15 protein-coding genes, 2 tRNA genes and 3 rRNA genes are annotated in these 25,014 nt (G+C 45.6%); 1 reads left to right on the top strand and 19 read right to left on the bottom strand.

The window, feature by feature from the left end; all coding sequences use genetic code 11:
• Window position 1: 1 nt before the first annotated feature.
• Together J9317_RS00100 and guaB are read right to left on the bottom strand one after the other, a co-directional pair.
• Entirely contained in the window at window positions 2–1,351 is a 1,350-nt protein-coding gene (locus tag J9317_RS00100; protein ID WP_431190661.1) for a serine hydrolase, read from the bottom strand.
• 234 nt (window positions 1,352–1,585) lie between these two features.
• Entirely contained in the window at window positions 1,586–3,049 is a 1,464-nt protein-coding gene (guaB, locus tag J9317_RS00095) for an IMP dehydrogenase (protein ID WP_211555559.1), read from the bottom strand.
• A gap of 114 nt (window positions 3,050–3,163) precedes the next feature.
• On the opposite strand from guaB, the gene J9317_RS00090 reads away from it, so the two are divergent.
• The gene (locus J9317_RS00090; RefSeq protein ID WP_211555557.1) at window positions 3,164–4,111 is read left to right on the top strand and encodes a YaaC family protein; all 948 of its coding nucleotides are present in this window, start codon (window positions 3,164–3,166) and stop codon (window positions 4,109–4,111) included.
• Between the two features lie 740 nt (window positions 4,112–4,851).
• On the opposite strand, the gene rrf is transcribed toward J9317_RS00090, so the two are convergent.
• From rrf to dnaA, 17 genes are all read right to left on the bottom strand, one after another.
• Window positions 4,852–4,967: ribosomal RNA gene (gene rrf / locus J9317_RS00085) — 5S ribosomal RNA — on the bottom strand.
• 74 nt (window positions 4,968–5,041) lie between these two features.
• Window positions 5,042–7,968 (bottom strand): 23S ribosomal RNA (locus tag J9317_RS00080).
• A 178-nt stretch (window positions 7,969–8,146) separates the two neighbouring features.
• Window positions 8,147–8,222: transfer RNA gene (locus J9317_RS00075), tRNA-Ala, on the bottom strand.
• 22 nt (window positions 8,223–8,244) lie between these two features.
• Window positions 8,245–8,321 (bottom strand) — tRNA-Ile (locus J9317_RS00070).
• Window positions 8,322–8,415: 94 nt separating this feature from the next.
• Window positions 8,416–9,954 (bottom strand): 16S ribosomal RNA (locus tag J9317_RS00065).
• The 16S, 23S and 5S rRNA genes sit together here with 2 tRNA genes alongside, the layout of an rRNA operon.
• A gap of 218 nt (window positions 9,955–10,172) precedes the next feature.
• Window positions 10,173–11,258, bottom strand: a complete 1,086-nt coding sequence (locus J9317_RS00060) for an HD-GYP domain-containing protein (RefSeq protein WP_211555555.1) — start codon at window positions 11,256–11,258, stop codon at window positions 10,173–10,175.
• 106 nt (window positions 11,259–11,364) lie between these two features.
• A complete protein-coding gene (gene gyrA / locus J9317_RS00055) occupies window positions 11,365–13,857 on the bottom strand; it encodes a DNA gyrase subunit A (protein ID WP_211555553.1) in 2,493 nt (830 codons plus the stop codon).
• A 233-nt stretch (window positions 13,858–14,090) separates the two neighbouring features.
• Window positions 14,091–15,461, bottom strand: coding sequence for a copper amine oxidase (locus J9317_RS00050; protein WP_211562005.1), 1,371 nt, complete (start codon window positions 15,459–15,461; stop codon window positions 14,091–14,093).
• An 89-nt stretch (window positions 15,462–15,550) separates the two neighbouring features.
• The gene (locus tag J9317_RS00045) at window positions 15,551–16,372 is read right to left on the bottom strand and encodes a carbohydrate ABC transporter permease (protein ID WP_211555552.1); all 822 of its coding nucleotides are present in this window, start codon (window positions 16,370–16,372) and stop codon (window positions 15,551–15,553) included.
• Window positions 16,372–17,235, bottom strand: coding sequence for a carbohydrate ABC transporter permease (locus J9317_RS00040; RefSeq protein WP_211555550.1), 864 nt, complete (start codon window positions 17,233–17,235; stop codon window positions 16,372–16,374). The genes J9317_RS00045 and J9317_RS00040 overlap by 1 nt, the downstream gene beginning before the upstream one ends.
• A 25-nt stretch (window positions 17,236–17,260) precedes the next feature.
• Window positions 17,261–18,496 (bottom strand): ABC transporter substrate-binding protein, encoded by a 1,236-nt coding sequence (locus tag J9317_RS00035; RefSeq protein WP_211555548.1) that lies wholly within the window; start codon window positions 18,494–18,496, stop codon window positions 17,261–17,263.
• Window positions 18,497–18,673: 177 nt separating this feature from the next.
• Window positions 18,674–20,596 (bottom strand): DNA topoisomerase (ATP-hydrolyzing) subunit B, encoded by a 1,923-nt coding sequence (gene gyrB / locus J9317_RS00030; RefSeq protein ID WP_211555546.1) that lies wholly within the window; start codon window positions 20,594–20,596, stop codon window positions 18,674–18,676.
• 30 nt (window positions 20,597–20,626) lie between these two features.
• The gene (remB, locus tag J9317_RS00025) at window positions 20,627–20,902 is read right to left on the bottom strand and encodes an extracellular matrix regulator RemB (protein WP_211555544.1); all 276 of its coding nucleotides are present in this window, start codon (window positions 20,900–20,902) and stop codon (window positions 20,627–20,629) included.
• A 5-nt stretch (window positions 20,903–20,907) separates the two neighbouring features.
• Window positions 20,908–22,032, bottom strand: coding sequence for a DNA replication/repair protein RecF (gene recF, locus J9317_RS00020; protein ID WP_211555542.1), 1,125 nt, complete (start codon window positions 22,030–22,032; stop codon window positions 20,908–20,910).
• Between the two features lie 18 nt (window positions 22,033–22,050).
• On the bottom strand, window positions 22,051–22,281 hold the full coding sequence (gene yaaA / locus J9317_RS00015; RefSeq protein WP_211555540.1) for a S4 domain-containing protein YaaA: 231 nt from the start codon (window positions 22,279–22,281) through the stop codon (window positions 22,051–22,053).
• Window positions 22,282–22,487: 206 nt separating this feature from the next.
• A complete protein-coding gene (gene dnaN / locus J9317_RS00010; protein ID WP_211555538.1) occupies window positions 22,488–23,624 on the bottom strand; it encodes a DNA polymerase III subunit beta in 1,137 nt (378 codons plus the stop codon).
• 373 nt (window positions 23,625–23,997) lie between these two features.
• The coding region (gene dnaA, locus J9317_RS00005) for a chromosomal replication initiator protein DnaA (protein WP_211555535.1) at window positions 23,998–25,014 on the bottom strand (1,017 nt) is incomplete at its 5' end.

Genomic DNA, 25,014 nt, shown 5'->3' with positions numbered 1-25,014 from the left:
ATTATGAAAACCAGCCGGATACAGTTTGAACGACACTGTCCCAAAGACCGGCAAAGAATCCGCCAATGCCTCTCATTGTAAGAACAAACCAATTGGCTTTCTCTACGCCTTCTTTTGTAACCACGTTGACTTCGCCGCCTGCTTCACCAGTCAGGAAACCATAATCTTTTTCTTCGCCTTTATAATCTACGACCATTTTCCCAACCGCTTCTTTTGCTTTAAAAGGTGCAGCCAGCTCGCCGTTTTCATTGAGTTTCTTTTTATCAATCACATATTTAGCCTTGTAGTTGCCTTTTTCACCGTTTTTCATGGCAACCGTCATAGGCTTATCCGTTTGAATTTGAACTTCTTTTTCTTTTCCGCTGACTACCGGAATAGAAGATTTGCCTTTAATTTGATAGCCTGCAGGATAAAGCTCTTCTACAGAATAATTATTGTAGGCAAAATCAAGAAGCTTTTTCGTCTCTTTGAAACGAGGAGATTTTAAATCGCCTGTTCCATCAGAAGCATCCATTACAACCGTGATCACACGCATCCCATTTTTCTCAGCTGTAGCCGTAAAGGAAGATCCGGCAGAATCTGTTGATCCTGTTTTGAGTCCGTCTACTCCTTCATACTCATAAATCAATCCTTTGAGCATCCAGTTGTAGTTCGGCATTTCCGTTCCTTCTTTAAAGGTCTTTCTGGGAATGCTCGATGTCTCCAGAATCTCTGGATAATCCTTAATTAAACGGGAAGCAAGCTTCGCCATATCGCGTGCAGAAACTTTGTTCTCGTCATCCTCTGACGTACCCTCCGGATGATTTCCGTTTAAATCTTTGTTTTCAAGACCCGTAGCATTAACGAAATGATAATCGGTCAAACCAAGTTCTTTCGCTTTATCATTCATCATTTTAACGAAATTTGTTTCAGAGCCGGCAACCACTTCCGCAAGGGCAATCGCTGCACCGTTTGCTGAATAAATCGCCATTGCTTCATACAATTCTTTTACTGTATAGCTTCCGTCTTTTCTAAGAGGTACGTTAGATAGGCCGCGGATTTGCGAGATGCTGTACGTATAGTCATTAGGAGTATACGTTTGCTCCCATGTAATTTTGCCGTCTTTGATCGCTTCCATTACCAGGTACTCAGTCATGATTTTTGCCATACTTGCAATCGGGAGAGATTCATCTATGTTGTTTCCGTAGAGAATTTTTCCGGATGATGCTTCCACTAAAATGGATGCTTTTGCATTAATGCTGATTGGATCAGCTGCTGCTGCGGATACCTGTTTCATTGGCGCAAGCACAGTAAGGAACATCGCTGCTGCCATGAAAACTGCTAAAATACGTTTTTGATTCATGCTGTTCAATAACCTCCATGCTATTTTTCTATCTATGTAATAGGTTTGACTGTGGGAAAAACATTTGAAATGGGGATGCTATAGTATACGTAACGGCTTGTCCCGCTTGGACGGAGCTTTGTCATTTTTTTTCGAAAAGAAACACAAAATTAATTCTATCATAGGGATGATAAAAAAAATAGACAGAGAAATAGTCTCTGTCTAAATGTTTGCTTTTTGTACACTTTTTATAGATTAGCGATATTACCTTGAATAATTCGGCGATTCTTTTGTAATGTTTACATCGTGAGGATGGCTTTCAATCAGACCAGCCCCGGTCATGCGGATAAATTTGCTGTTTTCCCGAAGTTCGAAAAGATTTTTCGTTCCGCAATAGCCCATTCCGGAACGGACCCCGCCGGTAAGCTGATAAATTGTATCAGCCAATGGCCCCTTATAGGCAATTCTTCCTTCGATACCCTCTGGAACGAATTTTTTGTTATCCTCTTGGAAATAACGGTCTTTGCTTCCTTTTTCCATCGCACCTACTGAACCCATTCCGCGGTACACTTTAAATCTTCTTCCCTGGAAAATTTCCGTTTCGCCAGGGCTTTCAGTCGTACCGGCAAGCAGGCTTCCAAGCATAACAGCGTGTCCCCCTGCAGCAAGTGCTTTTACGATATCGCCGGAATATTTGATGCCGCCATCAGCAATGATGGATGCACCGTGATTTCTTGCTTCTGTCGCACAATCGTAAATCGCTGTGATTTGAGGAACACCTACTCCAGCCACAACACGGGTTGTACAAATGGATCCAGGCCCGATTCCAACCTTCACTACATTCGCTCCTGCTTCAATTAAATCTCTTGTCGCTTCAGGAGTAGCTACATTTCCGGCAATGATATTCAGTTCAGGATATGTGTCCCTGATTTTTCTTACTGCATCAAGTACGCCTTTTGAATGACCATGCGCTGTATCGAGCACAATAACATCAACGCTCGCTTCAACAAGTTTTTCTACCCGAAGCATTGTATCAGCTGTAACTCCTACTGCTCCGCCAACTAGCAAGCGGCCATGCGCATCTTTAGCGGAATGCGGAAATTCAATCACTTTTTCAATATCCTTAATGGTGATCAGGCCTTTCAGCACGCCTTCATCATCCACAAGAGGGAGTTTTTCAATTTTATATTTCTGCAAAATGCTTTCTGCTTCTTGAAGTGTCGTTCCAACAGCGGCCGTAACCAAATGCTCTTTTGTCATAACATCGGAAATTTTAATGGAGTAATCCTGGATGAAGCGTAAATCGCGGTTCGTAATAATTCCAACAAGCTTTTGCTCTTCCAGCGTATTCACGACCGGAACACCGGAAATTCGGTATTTTCCCATCAAATGCTCGGCATCAAATACCTGATGATCTGGAGTTAGAAAGAAAGGATCTGTGATAACTCCGCGTTCTGAACGCTTCACTTTATCAACCTGCTCGGCCTGCTGCTCAATGGACATATTCTTGTGAATCACACCAAGTCCGCCCTGGCGAGCCATAGCAATCGCCATTTCTGCTTCCGTAACAGTATCCATACCCGCACTGATAATAGGGAGATTTAATTTAAGGGTGGGGGTTAATTCAACCTTAAGGTCTACATCTCTTGGCAAGATTTCCGACTTAGCCGGGACCAAAAGAACATCGTCAAACGTCAAACCTTCTTTAGCAAACTTATCATTCCACATTATATAAATCCCCTCGATTCCGCAAAATATTATTAGTAGAGTATCAATAGGTTCTAGATAATGTCAAGGCGACTGCAAAGAGTTTAAATATTAAGAAAACTGGAGAGGCATACAATGAAACCAACTAATCCATGGAACCCCTACATATATCTGCATTCCACCGAAAGCTCGCAAAAAACACTGGAAAAAATTTACACAAAGCGGTTCGAGACCCACGCATCCGAATTGTCTTATCGGAACTCCTGCACCTTCATGTATTACCTCATGCATGCAGAGAGCTTCTACAAGCAAGCAGAGGAAGCTCCTCTTTCCATCAAACCAATGCTCTGCTTCTATGGCCTCACCCAGCTCGTGAAAGCAAGCATCCTTACCCAGGACCCTGATTATCCCGAAACCACCTCCGTGCTTGCCCACGGCGTCACAACCCGTAAAAAGAAGAAACAGGATTACTTGTTTCTTAAAGATGAAGTCCGCCTGCAGAAAAACGGTTTGTTTCACCATACCGCCCGAACTCTCTTTAAGCTCAAGGAATTGGATAAAGAGCGCTATACTATGGAAATGCTCCTGCGGAGAATCCCCGAGATGGGGCATTGCTTCAAGGTACTCCGGAATGGGAAACCGGCTTTCCCTTTAAAGGATGACAAGCATTCCATCTTCCTCCCCTCCGAAGCAGCAGTCGCCTATCACATCACTGAGAAAAGACTGGCGGAAACAATTGAACACCTTACAGGCATGGAAGCCGCCGTTTCAGTTGGAGAAAACAAAATCATGAAAAAAGAAAGCTTCTCTCCATTTTCAACGGCCATACTCTCCTACAGCCTCGAAAAAAAAGAATACTCGCTGCCTGCGGAAAAAGAACAGCTGTTCATCATGCCGGAGCTGCTGACTCATTACCTGCTGCTCTACAACCTCAGCATGATCTCAAGATATGAAACAGAATGGTGGTACGACCTGATACAAAATCGTTCATCAAATGACTATATTTATATTACGGCTTTTATGGAAATCACCGCCTGGAAGATTCCCGAGCTGATTTGGATGTTTTTGAGTGAGCGGATTTAGGGATGGGGTGGGGGAATCGGTGATCTGGTGGGGTTTTCACTTAGATGGGAGGCGTAATCGCAAGCAGATTAGTGAGGACGGGAGACTGGATTTTTGAGAAGAGGACGATTAACATGACGGATTTTTGATCAAAACTCACCTATATTGGTTTGAAACTGTTCAAATGGTTTGTCAACGAGGCTCAGATAAGAATATTTGGTGCGAGAATCGGGATGAATTAGGTTATTTCGGTACGCATTTGGGGGCAGCTAAGGAGATATCGGCTATTTTTGAGCGGATATCGACCGAAATTTTAATATATCGGCGATTATTTCGATATATCGACCGAAATTTCAATATATCGACGATTATTTCGATATATCGACTAAAATGAGCTGATATCGACTTTTCGGGAGGGTTCGACAGAGATCGCAGCCGCCTTCCATGCTTCGGAATCCTCTTCCGCAGCCCACACGATCCAGTACAGCCCTAGAATCGAGCATATATGCGCCTATTCTTACCTTAACTTGAATGTTCGCCAGTTCCCCCGGCCAAAACAAAGTCCAGCCAAACGATAAGCTAGTAAACACTAAGTTCAACCGAATCGAGTATTCCCCCCTCCTTCTCCTTCCCTCCACCCATGGCGGATCCCGAATCACGTATCCCCCAACCCTTCTATCTCCCTCTATCCCAAGCGTATCCCGCATCCCCAAACCCAAACAAAAAAGGCTCACCCCAAGGGGCAAGCCTTTTTCTCATGTACCTGGCAACGTCCTACTCTCACAGGGGGAAACCCCCAACTACCATCGGCGCTAAAGAGCTTAACTTCCGTGTTCGGTATGGGAACGGGTGTGACCTCTCTGCCATAATTACCAGATATTTTGTTGAAAGATTGCTCTTTCAAAACTAGATAACGATGTGCTGCACGAGTGAAGCAGCCTTACTTGAATAAAGGTTAAGTCCTCGACCGATTAGTATTCGTCAGCTGCACGTGTCACCACGCTTCCACCTCGAACCTATCAACCTGATCATCTTTCAGGGGTCTTACTCTTGCGATGGGAAATCTCATCTTGAGGGGGGCTTCATGCTTAGATGCTTTCAGCACTTATCCCGTCCGCACATAGCTACCCAGCGATGCCTTTGGCAAGACAACTGGTACACCAGCGGTGCGTCCATCCCGGTCCTCTCGTACTAAGGACAGCTCCTCTCAAATTTCCTGCGCCCGCGACGGATAGGGACCGAACTGTCTCACGACGTTCTGAACCCAGCTCGCGTACCGCTTTAATGGGCGAACAGCCCAACCCTTGGGACCGACTACAGCCCCAGGATGCGATGAGCCGACATCGAGGTGCCAAACCTCCCCGTCGATGTGGACTCTTGGGGGAGATAAGCCTGTTATCCCCGGGGTAGCTTTTATCCGTTGAGCGATGGCCCTTCCATGCGGAACCACCGGATCACTAAGCCCGACTTTCGTCCCTGCTCGACTTGTAGGTCTCGCAGTCAAGCTCCCTTGTGCCTTTACACTCTGCGAATGATTTCCAACCATTCTGAGGGAACCTTTGGGCGCCTCCGTTACATTTTAGGAGGCGACCGCCCCAGTCAAACTGCCCGCCTGACACTGTCTCCCGGCCCGATCAGGGCCGCGGGTTAGAAGTTCAACACAGCCAGGGTAGTATCCCACCAATGCCTCCACCGAAGCTGGCGCTCCGGTTTCCAAGGCTCCTACCTATCCTGTACAAGCTGTGCCAAAATTCAATATCAGGCTGCAGTAAAGCTCCACGGGGTCTTTCCGTCCTGTCGCGGGTAACCTGCATCTTCACAGGTACTATAATTTCACCGAGTCTCTCGTTGAGACAGTGCCCAGATCGTTACGCCTTTCGTGCGGGTCGGAACTTACCCGACAAGGAATTTCGCTACCTTAGGACCGTTATAGTTACGGCCGCCGTTTACTGGGGCTTCAATTCAAAGCTTCGCTTGCGCTAACCTCTCCTCTTAACCTTCCAGCACCGGGCAGGCGTCAGCCCCTATACTTCGCCTTGCGGCTTCGCAGAGACCTGTGTTTTTGCTAAACAGTCGCCTGGGCCTATTCACTGCGGCTCTTCAAGGCTATTCACCCTAAAGAGCACCCCTTCTCCCGAAGTTACGGGGTCATTTTGCCGAGTTCCTTAACGAGAGTTCTCTCGATCACCTTAGGATTCTCTCCTCGCCTACCTGTGTCGGTTTGCGGTACGGGCACCATTTTCCTCGCTAGAAGCTTTTCTAGGCAGTGTGGAATCAGGAACTTCGGTACTTAATTTCCCTCGCCATCACAGCTCAGCCTTAACCAAGGGACGGATTTGCCTATCCCTTGAGCCTACCTGCTTGGACGCGCATATCCAACAGCGCGCTTACCCTATCCTCCTGCGTCCCTCCATTGCTCAAACGGAAAAGAGGTGGTACAGGAATCTCAACCTGTTGTCCATCGCCTACGCCTTTCGGCCTCGGCTTAGGTCCCGACTAACCCTGAGCGGACGAGCCTTCCTCAGGAAACCTTAGGCATTCGGTGGAGGGGATTCTCACCCCTCTTTCGCTACTCATACCGGCATTCTCACTTCTAAGCGCTCCACCAGTCCTTCCGGTCTGGCTTCTCAGCCCTTAGAACGCTCTCCTACCACTGTTCGTAAGAACAGTCCACAGCTTCGGTGATCCGTTTAGCCCCGGTACATTTTCGGCGCAGGGTCACTCGACCAGTGAGCTATTACGCACTCTTTAAATGGTGGCTGCTTCTAAGCCAACATCCTGGTTGTCTAAGCAACCCCACATCCTTTTCCACTTAACGGATACTTGGGGACCTTAGCTGGTGGTCTGGGCTGTTTCCCTTTCGACTACGGATCTTATCACTCGCAGTCTGACTCCCATAGATAAGTCTTTGGCATTCGGAGTTTGACTGAATTCGGTAACCCGATGAGGGCCCCTAGTCCAATCAGTGCTCTACCTCCAAGACTCTTACTATGAGGCTAGCCCTAAAGCTATTTCGGAGAGAACCAGCTATCTCCAGGTTCGATTGGAATTTCTCCGCTACCCACACCTCATCCCCGCACTTTTCAACGTGCGTGGGTTCGGGCCTCCATTCAGTGTTACCTGAACTTCACCCTGGACATGGGTAGATCACCTGGTTTCGGGTCTACGACCACGTACTCAATCGCCCTATTCAGACTCGCTTTCGCTGCGGCTCCGTCTTTTCAACTTAACCTTGCACGTAATCGTAACTCGCCGGTTCATTCTACAAAAGGCACGCCATCACCCGTTAACGGGCTCTGACTACTTGTAGGCACACGGTTTCAGGATCTGTTTCACTCCCCTTCCGGGGTGCTTTTCACCTTTCCCTCACGGTACTGGTTCACTATCGGTCACTAGGGAGTATTTAGCCTTGGGAGATGGTCCTCCCTGCTTCCGACGGGATTTCTCGTGTCCCGCCGTACTCAGGATCCACTCAGGAGGGAACGAAGTTTCGACTACAGGGCTGTTACCTTCTTTGGCGGGCCTTTCCAGACCGCTTCTTCTACCCCGTTCCTTTGTAACTCCGTGTTGAGTGTCCTACAACCCCAGAAGGCAAGCCTTCTGGTTTGGGCTAATCCCGTTTCGCTCGCCGCTACTCAGGGAATCGCTATTGCTTTCTCTTCCTCCGGGTACTTAGATGTTTCAGTTCCCCGGGTCTGCCTTCCAGATCCTATGTATTCAGATCAGGATGCTGCTCCATTACGAGCAGCGGGTTTCCCCATTCGGAAATCTCCGGATCAACGCTTACTTACAGCTCCCCGAAGCATATCGGTGTTCGTACCGTCCTTCATCGGCTCCTAGTGCCAAGGCATCCACCGTGCGCCCTTTCTAACTTAACCTGATAACGGAAGTTATCTTCGTTAGAGCTGAAAACAGATGTTTTCAGACTTGATGTTCTCTTCATACGCAAGCGCAGAAGAAAATCGTAAGGTTACTTGCTTACTCGTGTGAATGTTTGACATTCATATCGTTATCTAGTTTTCAAAGAACAAGTTTTAGAGACAAAAAAAGTCTCGTTGGTGGAGCCTAGCGGGATCGAACCGCTGACCTCCTGCGTGCAAGGCAGGCGCTCTCCCAGCTGAGCTAAGGCCCCAACGAATTTTAATGTATAAAGATGGTGGGCCTAAATGGACTCGAACCATCGACCTCACGCTTATCAGGCGTGCGCTCTAACCAGCTGAGCTATAGGCCCATCAAAAAGAGAAGCAAGTTCTCTCAAAACTAAACAAAATCGAAGTGCGTCCGTTAATTGCTGCACCACATGGGTGCTGATAATTCTTCCTTAGAAAGGAGGTGATCCAGCCGCACCTTCCGATACGGCTACCTTGTTACGACTTCACCCCAATCATCTGCCCCACCTTAGGCGGCTGGCTCCCTTACGGGTTACCCCACCGACTTCGGGTGTTGCAAACTCTCGTGGTGTGACGGGCGGTGTGTACAAGGCCCGGGAACGTATTCACCGCGGCATGCTGATCCGCGATTACTAGCGATTCCGGCTTCATGCAGGCGAGTTGCAGCCTGCAATCCGAACTGAGAATGGTTTTATGGGATTCGCTTAACCTCGCGGTTTTGCAGCCCTTTGTACCATCCATTGTAGCACGTGTGTAGCCCAGGTCATAAGGGGCATGATGATTTGACGTCATCCCCACCTTCCTCCGGTTTGTCACCGGCAGTCACCTTAGAGTGCCCAACTGAATGCTGGCAACTAAGATCAAGGGTTGCGCTCGTTGCGGGACTTAACCCAACATCTCACGACACGAGCTGACGACAACCATGCACCACCTGTCACTCTGTCCCCCGAAGGGGAACCTTCTATCTCTAGAAGTGGCAGAGGATGTCAAGACCTGGTAAGGTTCTTCGCGTTGCTTCGAATTAAACCACATGCTCCACCGCTTGTGCGGGCCCCCGTCAATTCCTTTGAGTTTCAGTCTTGCGACCGTACTCCCCAGGCGGAGTGCTTAATGCGTTAGCTGCAGCACTAAAGGGCGGAAACCCTCTAACACTTAGCACTCATCGTTTACGGCGTGGACTACCAGGGTATCTAATCCTGTTCGCTCCCCACGCTTTCGCGCCTCAGCGTCAGTTACAGACCAGAGAGTCGCCTTCGCCACTGGTGTTCCTCCACATCTCTACGCATTTCACCGCTACACGTGGAATTCCACTCTCCTCTTCTGTACTCAAGTCCTCCAGTTTCCAATGACCCTCCCCGGTTGAGCCGGGGGCTTTCACATCAGACTTAAAAGACCGCCTGCGCGCGCTTTACGCCCAATAATTCCGGACAACGCTTGCCACCTACGTATTACCGCGGCTGCTGGCACGTAGTTAGCCGTGGCTTTCTGGTTAGGTACCGTCAAGGCGCGGGCAGTGACTCCCGCACTTGTTCTTCCCTAACAACAGAGCTTTACGATCCGAAAACCTTCATCACTCACGCGGCGTTGCTCCGTCAGACTTTCGTCCATTGCGGAAGATTCCCTACTGCTGCCTCCCGTAGGAGTCTGGGCCGTGTCTCAGTCCCAGTGTGGCCGATCACCCTCTCAGGTCGGCTACGCATCGTCGCCTTGGTGAGCCATTACCTCACCAACTAGCTAATGCGCCGCGGGCCCATCTGTAAGTGACAGCATAACCGTCTTTTATCTTCGAACCATGCGGTTCGAAAAGTTATCCGGTATTAGCTCCGGTTTCCCGGAGTTATCCCAGTCTTACAGGCAGGTTGCCCACGTGTTACTCACCCGTCCGCCGCTGACCTCCGAAGAGGTCCGCTCGACTTGCATGTATTAGGCACGCCGCCAGCGTTCGTCCTGAGCCAGGATCAAACTCTCCAAAAAGTAGTTTGACTAGCTCTTGTTTGTTGCTTTAGAATTAACGTTGGCACTTCGATTTGTTTAGTTTTCAAAGAACTTTTTTGCTGTTGCTCCCGAAGGAACTATCTTAATATACCACCGCGGACTACCAATAGTCAAGGTTTTTCTTAAAGTTTTTCAATCATTTATGTTTTTGCTGCTAAATGCGGATGAATAAAGAAAAAAGAGCCGGTAAAACCGGCTCACAGAAGAGTTTCTACTATATAAAGATCCATTCGTTTTTCAAGCTGGATGATTTGATTTGAATCTAACCGGATGATCGGTCTTACCGGTTTCTCCGAATAAGTAAAAATAACTTCTCCGATTGTTCCATCCGATAATTTCACGTGTGAACCGTGCAGGATGCGAGCCAGCATTTTAGAAAGAACGTTTACGGCGGTTAGATCAAATTTTCCGAAGCTGTCATGTTTTATTTCTTCAAACACCTTGAAAGGTGAAAGTCCGCTTCGGTATGGACGGGGGCAAATCATTGCCATAAATGTATCTGCCAGGGCAACAATTTTTCCGTACGGATGAAGCTGATCGCCTTTTACCCCTAAAGGATATCCGCTTCCGTCCATCCTCTCATGATGCTGCAGCACCCCAACCTTAACTCCTTCTTTAATCATGGCAATATCCTTTATCATTTTATAGCCGCTGATTGAGTGCTGTTTAATTTCCGCAAACTCTTTATCTGTTAAAGCAAGACTTTTAAGCAGGACAGACGGCTGTATTTTAGACATACCGCAGTCGCTCAGCGCTCCGGCGAGCGCAATCTGATTAATCTCTCCGCTCGGAAAGTTTAATTGATTCGCAATATATGAGCTCATGAGGGAGACGGCAAGGCAATGCTGCGCTATGTAGTCTTTCCCTGTATAGAAGTTTGGAATATTCAGCAGCTCTTTTGGCTGATCTTTAAACAAATCGATTAGGGGCAGCACAATTTCCCTTACTTTTGGAATATCGATGGATACGCCTGACTGCCACGAGTTAAACATCCGCTCAAACTGCTCGGCTTGTTTTTTGAATTGAATCGAAATATCCGTAGTTTCCATTTCAATTCGTCCGTCCGCTTCATTCTTCTTTTTGATCTTATAGCCCGGTTTAAAAAGTTCTCCGCTTATCAAATAGGGCTCGACCTCTACTTCTTTCACCATGAAGGCTCGGAGAACTTCCAGCTTTTCCTCATCCAGGACCGTTTCTTTCTTCATTAATGGTTCTTTAGACTTGCCATTAATATCTTCTGAGAGAACGCAACCGTCAATTATTTGTTCTAATCCTGTCCGCATTTTCGAAACACCCCCCTATCTTCCTATGAGTCATTTGTCCTATATATTCCTTTTATCGGCAAAAAAAGGGACAACCTTTAATGGTTGTCCCTTTTTTTACTATTTTTTATTCAGCTGAAGATTCAGGATCATTATGACCTTCTTCAAGCAATTCTTCTTCTGTTTCAGGCTCTTCTTTTTCTACAAGAGCAACTGTTGAAACATGATGATTTTCAGCTAAGCGGATTAAACGGACACCCTGTGTATTCCGTCCCATTGTGGAAATATCGTTAACATCCATTCGGATAAGAACTCCATTTGCAGTAATGAGCATCAGATCTTCTTCGCCGGTCGAGGCTTTAAAGGAAACAACAGAACCGTTTTTCTCAGTTATGTTGCATGTTTTCAGACCTTTACCGCCGCGGCTCTGAATCCGGTACTCCCCAGCAGGAGTCCTTTTCCCAAAACCGTTCCGCGTTACAATCAGGATATCTGTGTTCTCTTCCAAAATCTCCATGCCGACGACTTCATCACCGTTGCTAAGGTTAATCCCCTTCACTCCAGTAGCGGTTCTTCCCATCTGACGGACGTCAGTCTCAGGGAAACGGATCATCATTCCGTCCTTCGTTCCAATAATAATGTCTTTTGATCCATCCGTCAGGCGGACAGAAATAAGTTCATCCTCTTCACGCAGTCCAAGAGCGATCAGACCGTTTGTACGGATATTGGCGAATTGGGAAAGCGGAGTCCGTTTGGAAATCCCCTCTTTAGTTGTAAAGAACAGATACCAGTCATCCACGAATTCAGAAACCGGAATAATGGCTTTTACCCACTCATCCCGCTCCACACCAAGAAGGTTCACGATCGGAAGGCCTTTAGCCGTACGGCCGTATTCAGGTACTTCGTAGCCTTTTGTACGGTATACCTTTCCTTTATTGGTGAAGTAAAGGATTGTGTCATGGGTGGAAGTTGTCAGAAGCTGATCGACGAAATCATCTTCATTTGTTCCCATCCCCTGAATTCCTCTGCCTCCGCGCTTCTGGCTGCGGTAGGTTGAAATTGGAAGACGTTTAATGTATCCATTATGAGTAAGAGTAAGCACAATGTTTTCTACCGGGATGAGATCTTCATCTTCAAATACCTCTGCTCCGCCGGCAATCAGTTCTGTGCGGCGCACATCGTTGAAGCGTTCTTTAATTTCAAGAAGCTCTTCCCTGATGATTTCGAGCACTTTTTCTTCGTCAGCAAGGATGGCCTTCAATTCGGCAATCAGCTGCACAAGACCCTGGTACTCTTCCTCAATCTTTTCTCTTTCCAGACCTGTCAGGCGCTGAAGACGCATATCAAGAATCGCCTGTGCCTGCTTTTCGCTTAGTGAAAACTGCTCCATTAAGCCTTGACGGGCAATCTCAGTCGTCTGCGAGCCGCGGATCAAAGCGATGACGGCATCTAAATGATCAAGAGCAATTCGCAGACCCTCTAAAATATGAGCACGCGCTTCTGCTTTTCTCAGTTCAAAAGCGGTACGGCGCTTAATGACCACTTTTTGGTGATCCAGATAATGCTCAAGGAACTGCTTAAGGTTTAATACCTGCGGCTGGCCGTTTGCTAGAGCAAGCATGTTAATACCAAAGCTCGTCTGCAGAGCAGTCTGCTTGTAAAGATTGTTCAGAAGAACATTCGCATTGGCATCTTTGCGAACCTCAATGACAATCCTCATACCGTTTCGGTCGGACTCATCACGAAGATCGGAAATACCATCTATTTTTTTATCGCGGACAAGATCTGCGATTTTTTCGATTAGTCTCGCTTTATTAACCTGATAAGGAAGCTCATGGACAAGAATGACTTGCTTGCCTGATGGCTTCTCTTCAATTTCAACTTTTGCGCGGACAATGATGGAACCCCTGCCCGTTTCATACGCTTTGCGGATTCCGCTGCGTCCAAGGATCTGGCCGGCAGTCGGGAAGTCCGGACCCGGAATGATCTCCATCAGTTCAGCAATGGTTACATCCGGGTTTTTACTTACGGCAAGAACGCCGTCAATTACCTCGCCCAGCTGATGAGGAGGTATGTTTGTAGCCATTCCGACTGCGATTCCAGCCGCACCATTAACTAGCAGGTTCGGGAATCTTGCCGGAAGAACGACTGGTTCTTTTTCTGAGCCGTCGTAGTTATCCTGGTAGTCAATTGTATCTTTATTAATATCCCGAAGGATTTCCATTGAAATTTTAGACATGCGCGCTTCTGTATAACGCATCGCAGCAGCTGCATCGCCGTCCACTGAACCGAAGTTACCGTGTCCGTCTACAAGCATGTACCGGAAGTTGAAGTCCTGCGCCATCCTGACCATTGTGTCGTAAACAGCGGAATCACCATGCGGGTGATACTTACCGATTACTTCACCGACGATACGTGCAGACTTTTTGAAAGGCTTGTCACTCGTCATGCCGAGATCATTCATCGCATACAAAATTCTGCGGTGCACCGGTTTCAATCCGTCGCGCACGTCAGGAAGTGCACGTGATACGATGACGCTCATTGCGTAATCCAGGAAAGAAGAACGCATCTCCTGGCTAATATTTATCTCTTTCACTTGAGGTGTTTTATCTTCAGCCATGTTTAAACCTCCCCAGAACTTTAGTTTGGGAGTTAGAAAAAACTATCTCCGTTTATATGAAAATCATTTCAAAGATTTATGTAGTTTGAAATCAGGCCATATTCTCCATTATATCAATAATCCCTTTATATTACACGTCTATTGGCGAAAAACTCCTTTGAATGTGAATTTTTGATCAAAAAAAGAACCTCCAGCCATAAACTGGAGGTTCTTCTCTAAAAAACTTATTTCAATTAGTTCAGTCTTCTTTTTCGAACGATTGCTGCTATAGCAGCAAGGGCCAGAATGAATCCGGAAACACTCATCCAAATCAATGAAGAATTTCCTGCATCGGATGTTCCGCCCATCCCTGTTTTTGGCATTTCAGCAGGCATGCTGCTCATAAACTTATCAGGGTATTGATCTGCGATTGCTCCTGAAACACCAAGGCCTACACCGAACATATGATTATAGGCTTCATGGATGCTGTCATAAGCCATCTCGTAGTCTTTTTCATTGTAGCTGTTAAAAGCGTTCAGCAATTGATCAATATGCACTTCCAAACCTTTTTCCAGATCCGCGGCTTTCAATCTGCCTTCTGTTGCTGCATCCAGGAATTTTGCTTGTTCTGCACGATATTCATCCAGTTCCTTTAACGCCATTTCTTTTGCTTTTTCATCCTTCGCACCTGTAGCCTTCACATAGTCTACAAGATAGCCGATGTGGCTGTTCCAGATTTTTTTATACTGCTCTCCGCCTTCTTTTCCGTATACGGATGCAACGGCAGCTGACAGATCATTTGTATTTTCGTTAAGGGCAGCGGCAGCCTCATCAAAGTCTTCTGTCCCGTCAATCCCTTTTTGCATCGCTAAGGCTGCAAGAGCGGCATGCTCAGAGAAGAGGTAGTTTAAATCAGCTCTGAGATTGGCTGCAGGAGTATCAGCAGATTTTTTCTCGAATTTGTCAGGGAATTGATCTGTAATCGCCCAAGAAAGGCCTTTTCCTACTCCATACATATGCTTAATGGATTCTCTAACTGTACTGTAGGTTGTATCATAGTCTTTTTCTGTATAGCTATCAAATGCTGTAATTAATTCGTTTACGTGCATTTTCAGGCCCTCTTCAAGATCTTTCGCTTTTAAACGGCCTCCTGTTGCTTTATCTAAAAATTGGGCTTGTTCAGAACGATATTCATCAAGATCTTTTTTCGCTTTCATTTTGCCATCTTCATCTTTTGCAGCGGTTGCTTTGACATAATCTACGAAGTAGCCGATATGGCTGCCCCAGATTTCTTTAAATGCGTTGCCCGCTTCTTCCCCGTATACAGAACCGACTGCCGCTGATAGGGCATCCGTATTTTCATTCAGCTGGGCAGCTGCCGCATCAAAATCTTCTTTTCCGTCAATGCCTTTTTGCATCGCTACGACAGCCAAGTATGCATGTTCGGAAAGAATAGCATCAAGCTGTGCTCGTAAGTCGATCGCAGGATTAGAGACTTCGGTTGGCATTTTCATATTGCCGGAATGATTCATTGAATGTCCTTCATTGGCGGAAGCAACACCCGCTGCTGGTACTAATAGTGCGACGCTTAGAGGTACAGCCAACCATGTTCTTTTCATTTTCATATGATTCTTCATTTTCATCTCTCCTCAAACGCTTTATTTACTAAGTAAACGGAGGGGGATGAAAAATGGATCACACCTTTAGGACATATTTATTTTATAGCACCCTTCGTAACACCGCTGATGATCCATTTTTGCGCAATGATATAGACAAGAATCATCGGCGCTAATGCCATCAAGTAAGAAGAAAAGGCTAAATTATAATCGGTGCTGAACTGCCCTTGGAATACGAATTGCACGAGCGGCAGGGTGGAAAGTTCCCTGTCGCTGATGATGACGAGCGGCAGCATAAAGTCGTTCCAGGCCCACAATGTGGTTAATATGCCGACTGTTGCGTTCATTGGCATAAGCAAAGGGAAAATGACCTTCCAAAATACCACCCATGTACTCGCTCCATCCACAATCGCTGCTTCTTCCAATTCTGCCGGTATGGACTTGATATAACCTACATACAAGAACACATTAAAGGCTAAACCGTATACAACGTAGAGAAAAATCAAACCAACCAGGTTATCAAGATTCCATTGCGCTGTCTGCTTGACAATCGGCAGCATGATGATTGGAAAGGGAATAAACATGGCACTTACCAAGTAGTAGAAAATAAACTTATAGAACTTCTTATGCATGTTGCGCGCAATGGCATACGCAACCATGGAGTTCGTGAGCAGCGTCAGAACCACAACGAAAAATGTAATAAACAGGCTGTTGCCCATTGCCTGGAAAAAGTTTGTTAACTCGATTGCCTGGGCATAATTGGAGAAGCTCCATTGCTCTGGCAAGGCAAGAAGGGATTTCCCCATCTCTTCCGGTGTTTTAAATGAGATCGTAACAGCGAGATAAAGCGGAAAAAGAATCAGCAGGGAACCCGCGATTAAAAGACCTGTAATAAGCCAGTTTGTTTTGCCTTTTTTCATCACAGTTCCACCTCTCTTCTTTGAAGATATCGCAGCTGAACTACCGAAATAATCACAATCACCAAGAAATAGATTACGGCGTTGGCAGACTGATAGGCGAATTCTCCGCCCTCAAAGCCTCCGCGGAAAATCAGCAGGGAAATCGATTCTGTTGATGTGCCCGGACCTCCGCCTGTCATCGCTATAATGTGGTCAAACACCATCAGGAAGTTTTTCATCGCAAGCACCATGTTGATTGTGAAGAATGGTGCAATCAGAGGAAACGTAATGTTCCAGAATTTTTTCCAGGTTCCCGCTCCATCAATGCTTGCTGCTTCATACATTTCCTCTGGGATGGTGACGAGACCGGCCAGATAAAGAATGGTGTTAAAAGCAACGGCTTGCCATACGGACACCACGATAATTCCAATCCAGGCTAGATCCGGCTTTCCAAGGATATTTTCTGCGAGGGCATTGATGCCAAGCGCTTGGGCAATATCCGGAATAAAAAAAGTGAAAATGAAGTTAAAGATATACCCCACTATCAAAATACTGAGGATATTTGGAAGAAAATAGACGGCCCTCAGTGTTTTTGAAAATTTGATTTTGGAATTCAGTCCTATGGCGATAACCAAACTGAAAATGTTCACCAATATTGTCGCGATAATCGCAAACTTGAACGTAAATCCATAGGCCTGAAGTGCCCGCTCATCCTGAAAAACATTAAAGTAGTTTTTCAGTCCGACAAAATTCCATTCCCCGTAGCCTTTATAGTCGGTAAAGCTGTAATAGATCCCCTGCAGCGCTGGATATGTATGAAAAATGAAAAAGAGAATAAGCGCAGGAACGGTCATGAGCATGAAAGCCCGTTGTCTTGATTTCATCCGTCTGGTCCCCCTTAAGGCGAAATTAGTAGCGATTTTGAACCTTATCCCATTCCCGGTCCATTTTGCGCAAAAAGGCCTCTTTGTTTTTACTGATTAAAAATTCCTGAATGATTCCCTCTGCCCGTATCGCTCTCGGATAAGCATGGTCAGGGAAGCCGGTTAACTGCTCGTTTTTAAGGCTTTCCTGGATTCCCTCCATCACGGGATCCTCCTGAATAACTCCTTCAAGTGCAGAAAAGGCTTTTTGTTCTTCGATATACCGTTTAGATTGTTCCTCCTCCAGCATAAAGTTTAAGAATTTCTTTGCTTCTTCCGGATGTTCAATGTCTTTATTCATCGTCAAAAGTACGTCGACCCCTGATACAAGATTGTTTTGATCAGGCTGATCTGTGACAGGGAGCGGAAAGACGCCAAGCTCCAGTTCCGGATTGATTTTCTGTATTTCCGGAATCGCCCAGTTACCTTGCAGATAAAATACACCGTTTCCATTCGCAAATGCCTTGTTCCCGTCTGCATAGCCGTATCCATAGTTGTTTTTATGGCCGTATTCCAGCAGAGTCAGCATTTTATCCGCTACTTCTGAATAATTTTTCTCAAAGCTTGCTTCACCGTTTCTTTTTTTCTCCGCAAAATTGTCGCCTTGCAGATTTCCTGCAACTGAATTCCACGGAATCATCCCTGTCCATGCATCCTTGAGAGTGAAGTAGATCGGCACATCGCCGGCCTCCTTCACTTTCTCCAGCTGCTCTGTAAATTCACTCCATGTCCTTGGAGCATCAAATCCGTACTTTTTAAATTTTGCTTTGTTGTAAATCACCACGTTGGCATTGGTTGCATAAGGAATACCGTATGTACCGCTCTGTTCATTGGAAAGAGTATTAATCATTTCTACATAGGAAGGCTTCACTTGATCGAGGAGGTCTGTTTTGGAAAAATCATAAAAAATGCCGGCGTTGGCCAATTCCCCATATGAACCGTTTCCTCCAATGGCAAGCATGTCCGGCATGTCCTCTTTCACCAGTCTGGTTTTAAGGACCGTGTCTGCTTCAGGAGGTGCGTTAAGCTGAATATCGATTTTTGGATTTTTCTCTTCAAATTCTGCTATGAGCCCTTCGAAGGTTTTGACATTTTCGGATTTATTGGAAAACAGCTCAAGCTTCACTCTGCCGTCAGACGAAGTGTTTTCTGACTGGCATGAGGAAAGCAGGACCATACCGAAGAGCAGAAAAACACTAAACGCAAATCGTTTTCTAAACATGATGAGCACTCCCCCTTTGTATGGTAAACGTTTACGTAAACAAGTAAAAAAATATTCATGTAAACGTTTACGTTCAATGATAAATTCATCATACCAAGAGCCCGGCTGGTTGTAAACTCTTACATTACTTTTCTTTTCCGCATAAAAAAAAGCCCGCTCATTCAAGCGGACCCGTCATTAAATATCAAGATTTTTAACATACCGTGCATTTTCTTCAATAAAGTTACGGCGCGGCTCTACCTTGTCACCCATAAGGATGTCGAACGTTTCATCCGCTTCAATAGCATCCTGGAGATTGACCTGCAAGAGGGTTCTTGTATCAGGATCCATCGTTGTTTCCCATAGCTGCTCAGGATTCATCTCTCCAAGACCTTTGTAGCGCTGAATGCCTGGTTTCGGATTTTGCGGCAATTCTCCGAGAATGCGCTCCAGCTCACGGTCGTTGTACGCATACTCAATCCGCTTGCCCTGTTGAATTTTATAAAGCGGCGGCTGGGCAATGTAGATGTAGCCACATTCAATAATTTCACGCATATACCGGTAGAAGAAAGTCAGAAGCAATGTGCGGATATGCGCTCCATCGACATCTGCATCTGTCATGATGACAATTTTATGATATCTTGCTTTCGCAATATCAAAATCCTCGCCGATTCCTGTTCCAAGAGCGGTGATGATTGTGCGGATCTCATTGTTGGATAGAATTTTATCAAGACGCGCTTTTTCCACGTTGATGATTTTTCCGCGGAGCGGCAGGATTGCCTGGAAATGACGGCTTCGTCCTTGTTTCGCGGAGCCTCCGGCAGAATCTCCCTCAACGACATACAGTTCGCTGATGGATGGGTCTTTAGAAGAACAATCCGCCAGTTTTCCCGGAAGATTTGAGATTTCAAGCGCACTTTTGCGACGTGTCAGCTCTCTCGCTTTTTTTGCAGCCATTCTGGCACGGGCAGCCATCAGCCCTTTTTCAACGATTTTTTTGGCAACCTGCGGATTTTCAAGCAGGAAGGTTTCGAAGCCCTGGTCAAAAAGAGAATCCGTTACGGTACGCGCTTCGGAATTTCCAAGCTTCGTTTTTGTCTGTCCTTCAAATTGCGGATCAGGATGCTTAATGCTGACGATTGCGGTAATTCCTTCCCGAACATCTTCACCGCTCAGGTTCGCATCATTGTCCTTGAACACATTTTGTTTGCGGGCATACTCATTAATGACACGGGTAAGGGCTGTCTTAAACCCTGCTTCATGGGTTCCGCCCTCATACGTATGAATGTTATTAGCAAAGGAATAAATGCTGCTTGTATAGCCTTCGTTGTACTGAAGGGCAATTTCAATGGTAATCCCGTCTTTTTCTCCTTCGAGATAAACAGGCTCTTCATGAATCACTTCTTTTGTACGGTTTAAATGCTCTACATAGGATTTAATTCCGCCCTCGTAATGATAGGCATTTTTGCGTTTGTTTTCGCGCTTGTCTTCAATCACGATGTTGATGCCGCGGTTAAGGAAAGCAAGCTCTCTTAAACGGTTCGCAAGTGTGTCATAGTCATATTCAATCGTTTCAGTGAATATTTCAGTATCAGGCACAAAATGAATAATCGTTCCTGTTTTTTCGGTTTCGCCGATAATCTCAAGATCGCCTTGAGGTACGCCGCGCTCGAAGCGCTGGTAGTGAATTTTTCCATCACGGTGGACTTTCACTTCAAGCAAAGTGGAAAGGGCATTTACAACAGATGCACCCACACCGTGAAGACCTCCGGAAACCTTATAGCCTCCGCCGCCGAATTTCCCTCCGGCATGAAGTACGGTCATGATGACTTCTACAGCCGGCCGGCCCATTTTTTCATGGATTCCAACTGGAATTCCGCGCCCGTTATCGGTTACGGTAATGCTGTTGTCCTCTTCAATAATGACGTTAATTTCATCACAATAACCAGCAAGTGCTTCATCAATACTATTATCAACAATTTCCCAGACTAAATGGTGCAATCCTCTGGCGCTTGTCGAACCGATGTACATTCCGGGACGCTTACGAACCGCCTCAAGGCCTTCGAGTACCTGTATCTGGTTTTCATCATATGCTTGTTCTTCCATTTGTTTTTGTTCCATGGCCAATTATGTTCACCTACTCTTTACGACTTATGGTGCCATTATGCTGATTTTTCGGGTGGAATCTATATCAAACGCGATATGCGCTCTTTTTTTGAGTGTACTTGATGCAAGAGGAGAAAAATAAATATGCTTCTCTGTCACAACAATTGATTTCGCATCACCCTCGGAAAGCTGGATCACTTTCTCCTTTTGCTTTTCCAAAAACTCGGAAACAATATCAGATGTCTTGGATGAGGGGTAATCCATAATAAAAATGACATCTTTAGATGGCACGACAAAGTCATCTCCTAAATGGATATACATGCTGCTCACCTCGATTCGTCTGAATCCAGCTCACCAGAAGATACCCGGTAGGAAGCTGCTTCTTTTAATGTCTGATGATCAATTCCTTCCACACTCGTCGTCGTTACGAATGTCTGGACCCTTCCCTGAATCGTGTTCAAAAGGTGGGATTGCCGGTAATCATCCAGTTCAGAAAGCACATCATCCAAAAGTAAAATCGGATACTCTCCAATTTCTTCGTGTATCAATTCAATTTCTGCAAGCTTTAAAGAAAGAGCCGTCGTCCGCTGCTGGCCTTGCGAGCCAAATGTTTGAACGTCCCGTCCGTTTACGAAGAACAGCAGGTCGTCCCGATGCGGTCCGGCAAGTGTCGTTCCACGCTCGATTTCTCTTTCTTTTATTTTATCAAACTTTTCCAAGTATGCTTCTATCATTTTCGACAAATCCGCATCTTCTGATACCTCTGTGGAGGATTTATATTGGATAGTCAGCGTTTCTAGACCTCTTGAGATGCCTGAATGGATGGGCTGGGCCCATTTCTCCAGCTGATCAATAAACAATCTCCGTCTTCGGTACAGCTTGGCAGCCGCCTCGCTCAGCTGCTCCGTCAGAACTTCCAGCATAGTCCGGTCGTGCTGCTTTCTGATTTGAAGCTGCTTTAAGTAATGATTTCGCTGCTGAAGAATTTTCTGATAGTGGCTTAGGTCATGCAAATAGACAGCCGAAACCTGCCCGATCTCCATATCGACAAATCTTCTCCTCACCTGGGGGCTTCCCTTTACGAGGTTCAGATCTTCGGGAGCGAACATAATAACATTGACTGCCCCAATATACTGGCTTAGCTTCTGCTGTTCCAGATGATTAATTTTCGCTTTTTTGCCTTTTTTGGAAAGGACAAGCTGCATCGGAATAGATCCGTTGGCTTTTACGACCCTTCCCTCTATTTTAGCATATTCTTCATCCCAGCGGATAAGATCTTTATCATTGGAGGTACGGTGGGATTTTGCCATAGCCAGGACATAAATCGCTTCCATCATGTTTGTTTTTCCTTGAGCATTTTCCCCGATAATAACGTTCACTTTATTCTCAAAAGAAACCGTCAGTTCCGGGTAGTTACGATAATTTCTTAGCTTCAGCTCTTGTATATGCATCTTCCCACCAACTTTGCTCTATTCATGCGTGCTGATTACAACAAACGAACCAGCATCAGGGACATCGACAGTATCCTGATGTCTCAGCTTCTTGCCGCGGCGGTTTTCAGGTTCCCCGTTCACAAAGACCTCATGCTCGCTTAAAAACCATTTCACCATTCCGCCAGACTGGATCACATCCGCAAGCTTCAGAAATTGCCCTAACGTAATGAATTCTGTATCGATTTGAATGTGCTGCTGCTCACTCATGCTCTTACCTCCCAATCATTCAAAATCTAATCGCTGCAATTCGGCGTACCCTCTATTTTACCTATTTTCTTAAGAAAAGGAAAGGGGACAGCCCTCTGTCCTACAACAGATACCAATTGAAGTTTTCTTTAAAACGAACAGTGTCCATTCCATGTGTACAAAAAAGAAGGCTGACACGTTCATGCCAGCCTGGTTGTTTATGAAAATTAATAGGTTCGAACCGGAAGTATCAGCTGGAGAATCGTATCATCTTCTGGTGTGCGGATAAGGAACGGTCTCATTGCACCTGTAAAGCTTACTTTGATTTCACTGCTTTCGAGCGCTTTTAATGCATCCATCATATATTTTGCACTAAAAGAGATTTTTAATTCTTCTCCGGAAATTTCCTCTGTTTGAACTTCTTCTATAACTTTTCCAATTTCAGGAGAGTTAGATGAGATTTCGAGCATTCCGCCTTCTAAAGTCGATAGTTTTACGACATTATTCCGGCCTTCCTTTGCAAGAAGTGAAGCACGGTCGATGGATTGAAGAAATTCTTTTGTCTGAACAAGCACATCGGTTTTGCTTTCATCCGGTATCAAACGGGAAGTATCCGGGTAGTTGCCATCCAGCAGTCTAGAGAAAAACAAAATATTTTTTGCTTTAAACAAAACCTGGTTATCTGTAAAGACCATTTCCGTCAAATCATTCGAATCATCAAGAATTTTACTGAGCTCAGATAAACTTTTCCCCGGAATGACCACATTGTATTTTCCTTCATGGCCCGCATCAATGCTCGTTTTTCTCAATGCAAGACGATGGCTGTCCGTGGCGATGCAAGTAAGCTCCCCATTTTCGATACGCCAATTGACTCCTGTCAGAATCGGTCTTGTTTCAGAGGTTGATACGGCAAAGCCTGTTTGTCGTATGAGAGTTTTTAATAGATCTGTCGGAATACGGAACACATTTTCTTCTTCTACATTCGGAAGATGCGGGTATTCCTGTGCATCCTGTCCGTTTAGGTTGAACTCAGCTTTCCCGGAACGGATAATTGTTGAAAAGTGATTTTGAACTTCCATCTCAACCGTATCTTTAGGAAGCTTTTTTACAATTTCGCTAAAGAAGCGGGCTTGCAGCACAATGCTCCCTGGAGTCTGAACTTCAACATTGATCTTTCCTTTTTCTTCAATCGGGATAAAGGATTCAATGGAAATATCGGAATCGCTCCCTGTTAAAGTAACTCCTTCACTGTTAGCCACAATTTTTATTCCTGTAAGAATGGGAATTGTAGTTCGGGAAGATACGGCTTTCATTACGTCTTGCACGCCTTGTGCTAGTTTATCTTTTTGAATGACAAATTTCATTCGATTCCCTCCTGTTCTAGCGTCCAAATATATTAAATAATGTTTTAAAAACTAGTAGAAGTACTAGTAGGGCCTGTGATTATGTGGATAACTTCAAAAAGACAAGGAAACACAGTCTATCAACATGTGGATAGACTGTGTATGAATGAGAGAAAGTTATGCACATTATTCACGGTTAAGTTTTTAGCTCTGTTAAACTTGGCTGTTGATTGCAGTTAGCAGACGTTCGCTTATCCTTGGGCGGGCTGCTTGAGCCTCCTCGCCGCTTTGCGCCTGCGGGGTCTCACCTGTCCCGCTGCTCTAAAGCTCGGAGTCTCGCGCCTTCCACTCCAATCAACAGGTGTTTAAAATCAACATCATGCTTTAACATATCCTAATTTTTAAGAGATTCTTTAATTTCTTTCACCTGGCGCTGCAGCTGATCATCCACCTGAAGCATTTTGCTGATTTTTTCATGAGCATGAATTACGGTTGTATGATCCCGTCCTCCAAACTCTTCTCCAATCTTAGGCAGCGAAGAATCTGTCAGCTCTCTGGAAAGATACATCGCGATTTGTCTTGGAAACGCGACGGATTTTGTCCGTTTTTTCGCTTTAAAATCTTCAAGGCGGACTTGATAATGCTGACCGACTGTTTTCTGAATATCCGTAATGGTCACCATCCGCGGCTTCGAGCTTGGAATAATATCCTTTAACGCTTCTGCAGCGAGATCCGCGTTGATGTCCTTATTAATCAGCGAGGAATAGGCTACTACTCGAATCAGTGCACCCTCAAGCTCCCGAATATTCGAATCGATCTGGTTCGCTATGTACAGCATCACCTCATTCGGAATATCGAGTCCTTCTGCTTTCGCTTTTTTACGAAGAATGGCGATTCTCGTTTCAAGGTCCGGCGGCGTAATATCAGTAATCAAACCCCATTCGAACCGGCTTCTAAGCCTGTCCTCAAGTGTTGGAATTTCTTTTGGCGGCCTGTCACTCGAAATGACTATCTGCTTGCTTTCTTCATGAAGCGTATTGAACGTATGGAAAAATTCTTCCTGAGTCTGTTCTTTGCCTGCCAAAAACTGAATATCATCTATAAGAAGCACGTCCACGCTTCGATATTTATTGCGGAAATCGACCGCTTTGTTGTCACGAATCGAGTTGATGAATTCATTGGTGAACTTCTCAGAACTCAAGTAAACAACCTTTGCTGATGGGTTATGGTCAATAACATAGTGTCCGATCGCATGCATTAAGTGGGTTTTCCCAAGTCCTACTCCCCCATATATAAAGAGCGGGTTATAGGCTTTGGCCGGCGCTTCCGCTACGGCAAGCGATGCAGCGTGGGCAAACCGGTTGCCGGATCCGATAACAAAGGTGTCAAACGTGTATTTCGGGTTCAGCAT

Source organism: Metabacillus flavus, from assembly GCF_018283675.1.
GTDB classification, from domain to species: Bacteria; Bacillota; Bacilli; order Bacillales; family Bacillaceae; genus Metabacillus_B; species Metabacillus_B flavus.
The sequence above is the reverse complement of the archived record's forward strand: the minus strand, read 5'-3'. Positions and strand labels throughout refer to the sequence as shown.

Bases quoted from the DNA above. Each gene is read 5' to 3' on its own strand.
- guaB (WP_211555559.1), bottom strand. From the start codon at position 3,049: ATGTGGAATGATAAGTTTGCTAAAGAAGGTTTGACGTTTGACGATGTT.
- J9317_RS00090 (WP_211555557.1), top strand. From the start codon at position 3,164: ATGAAACCAACTAATCCATGGAACCCCTACATATATCTGCATTCCACC.
- J9317_RS00060 (WP_211555555.1), bottom strand. From the start codon at position 11,258: ATGCGGACAGGATTAGAACAAATAATTGACGGTTGCGTTCTCTCAGAA.
- gyrA (WP_211555553.1), bottom strand. From the start codon at position 13,857: ATGGCTGAAGATAAAACACCTCAAGTGAAAGAGATAAATATTAGCCAG.
- J9317_RS00050 (WP_211562005.1), bottom strand. From the start codon at position 15,461: ATGAAAATGAAAAGAACATGGTTGGCTGTACCTCTAAGCGTCGCACTA.
- J9317_RS00045 (WP_211555552.1), bottom strand. From the start codon at position 16,372: ATGAAAAAAGGCAAAACAAACTGGCTTATTACAGGTCTTTTAATCGCG.
- J9317_RS00040 (WP_211555550.1), bottom strand. From the start codon at position 17,235: ATGAAATCAAGACAACGGGCTTTCATGCTCATGACCGTTCCTGCGCTT.
- J9317_RS00035 (WP_211555548.1), bottom strand. From the start codon at position 18,496: ATGTTTAGAAAACGATTTGCGTTTAGTGTTTTTCTGCTCTTCGGTATG.
- gyrB (WP_211555546.1), bottom strand. From the start codon at position 20,596: ATGGAACAAAAACAAATGGAAGAACAAGCATATGATGAAAACCAGATA.
- remB (WP_211555544.1), bottom strand. From the start codon at position 20,902: ATGTATATCCATTTAGGAGATGACTTTGTCGTGCCATCTAAAGATGTC.
- recF (WP_211555542.1), bottom strand. From the start codon at position 22,032: ATGCATATACAAGAGCTGAAGCTAAGAAATTATCGTAACTACCCGGAA.
- yaaA (WP_211555540.1), bottom strand. From the start codon at position 22,281: ATGAGTGAGCAGCAGCACATTCAAATCGATACAGAATTCATTACGTTA.
- dnaN (WP_211555538.1), bottom strand. From the start codon at position 23,624: ATGAAATTTGTCATTCAAAAAGATAAACTAGCACAAGGCGTGCAAGAC.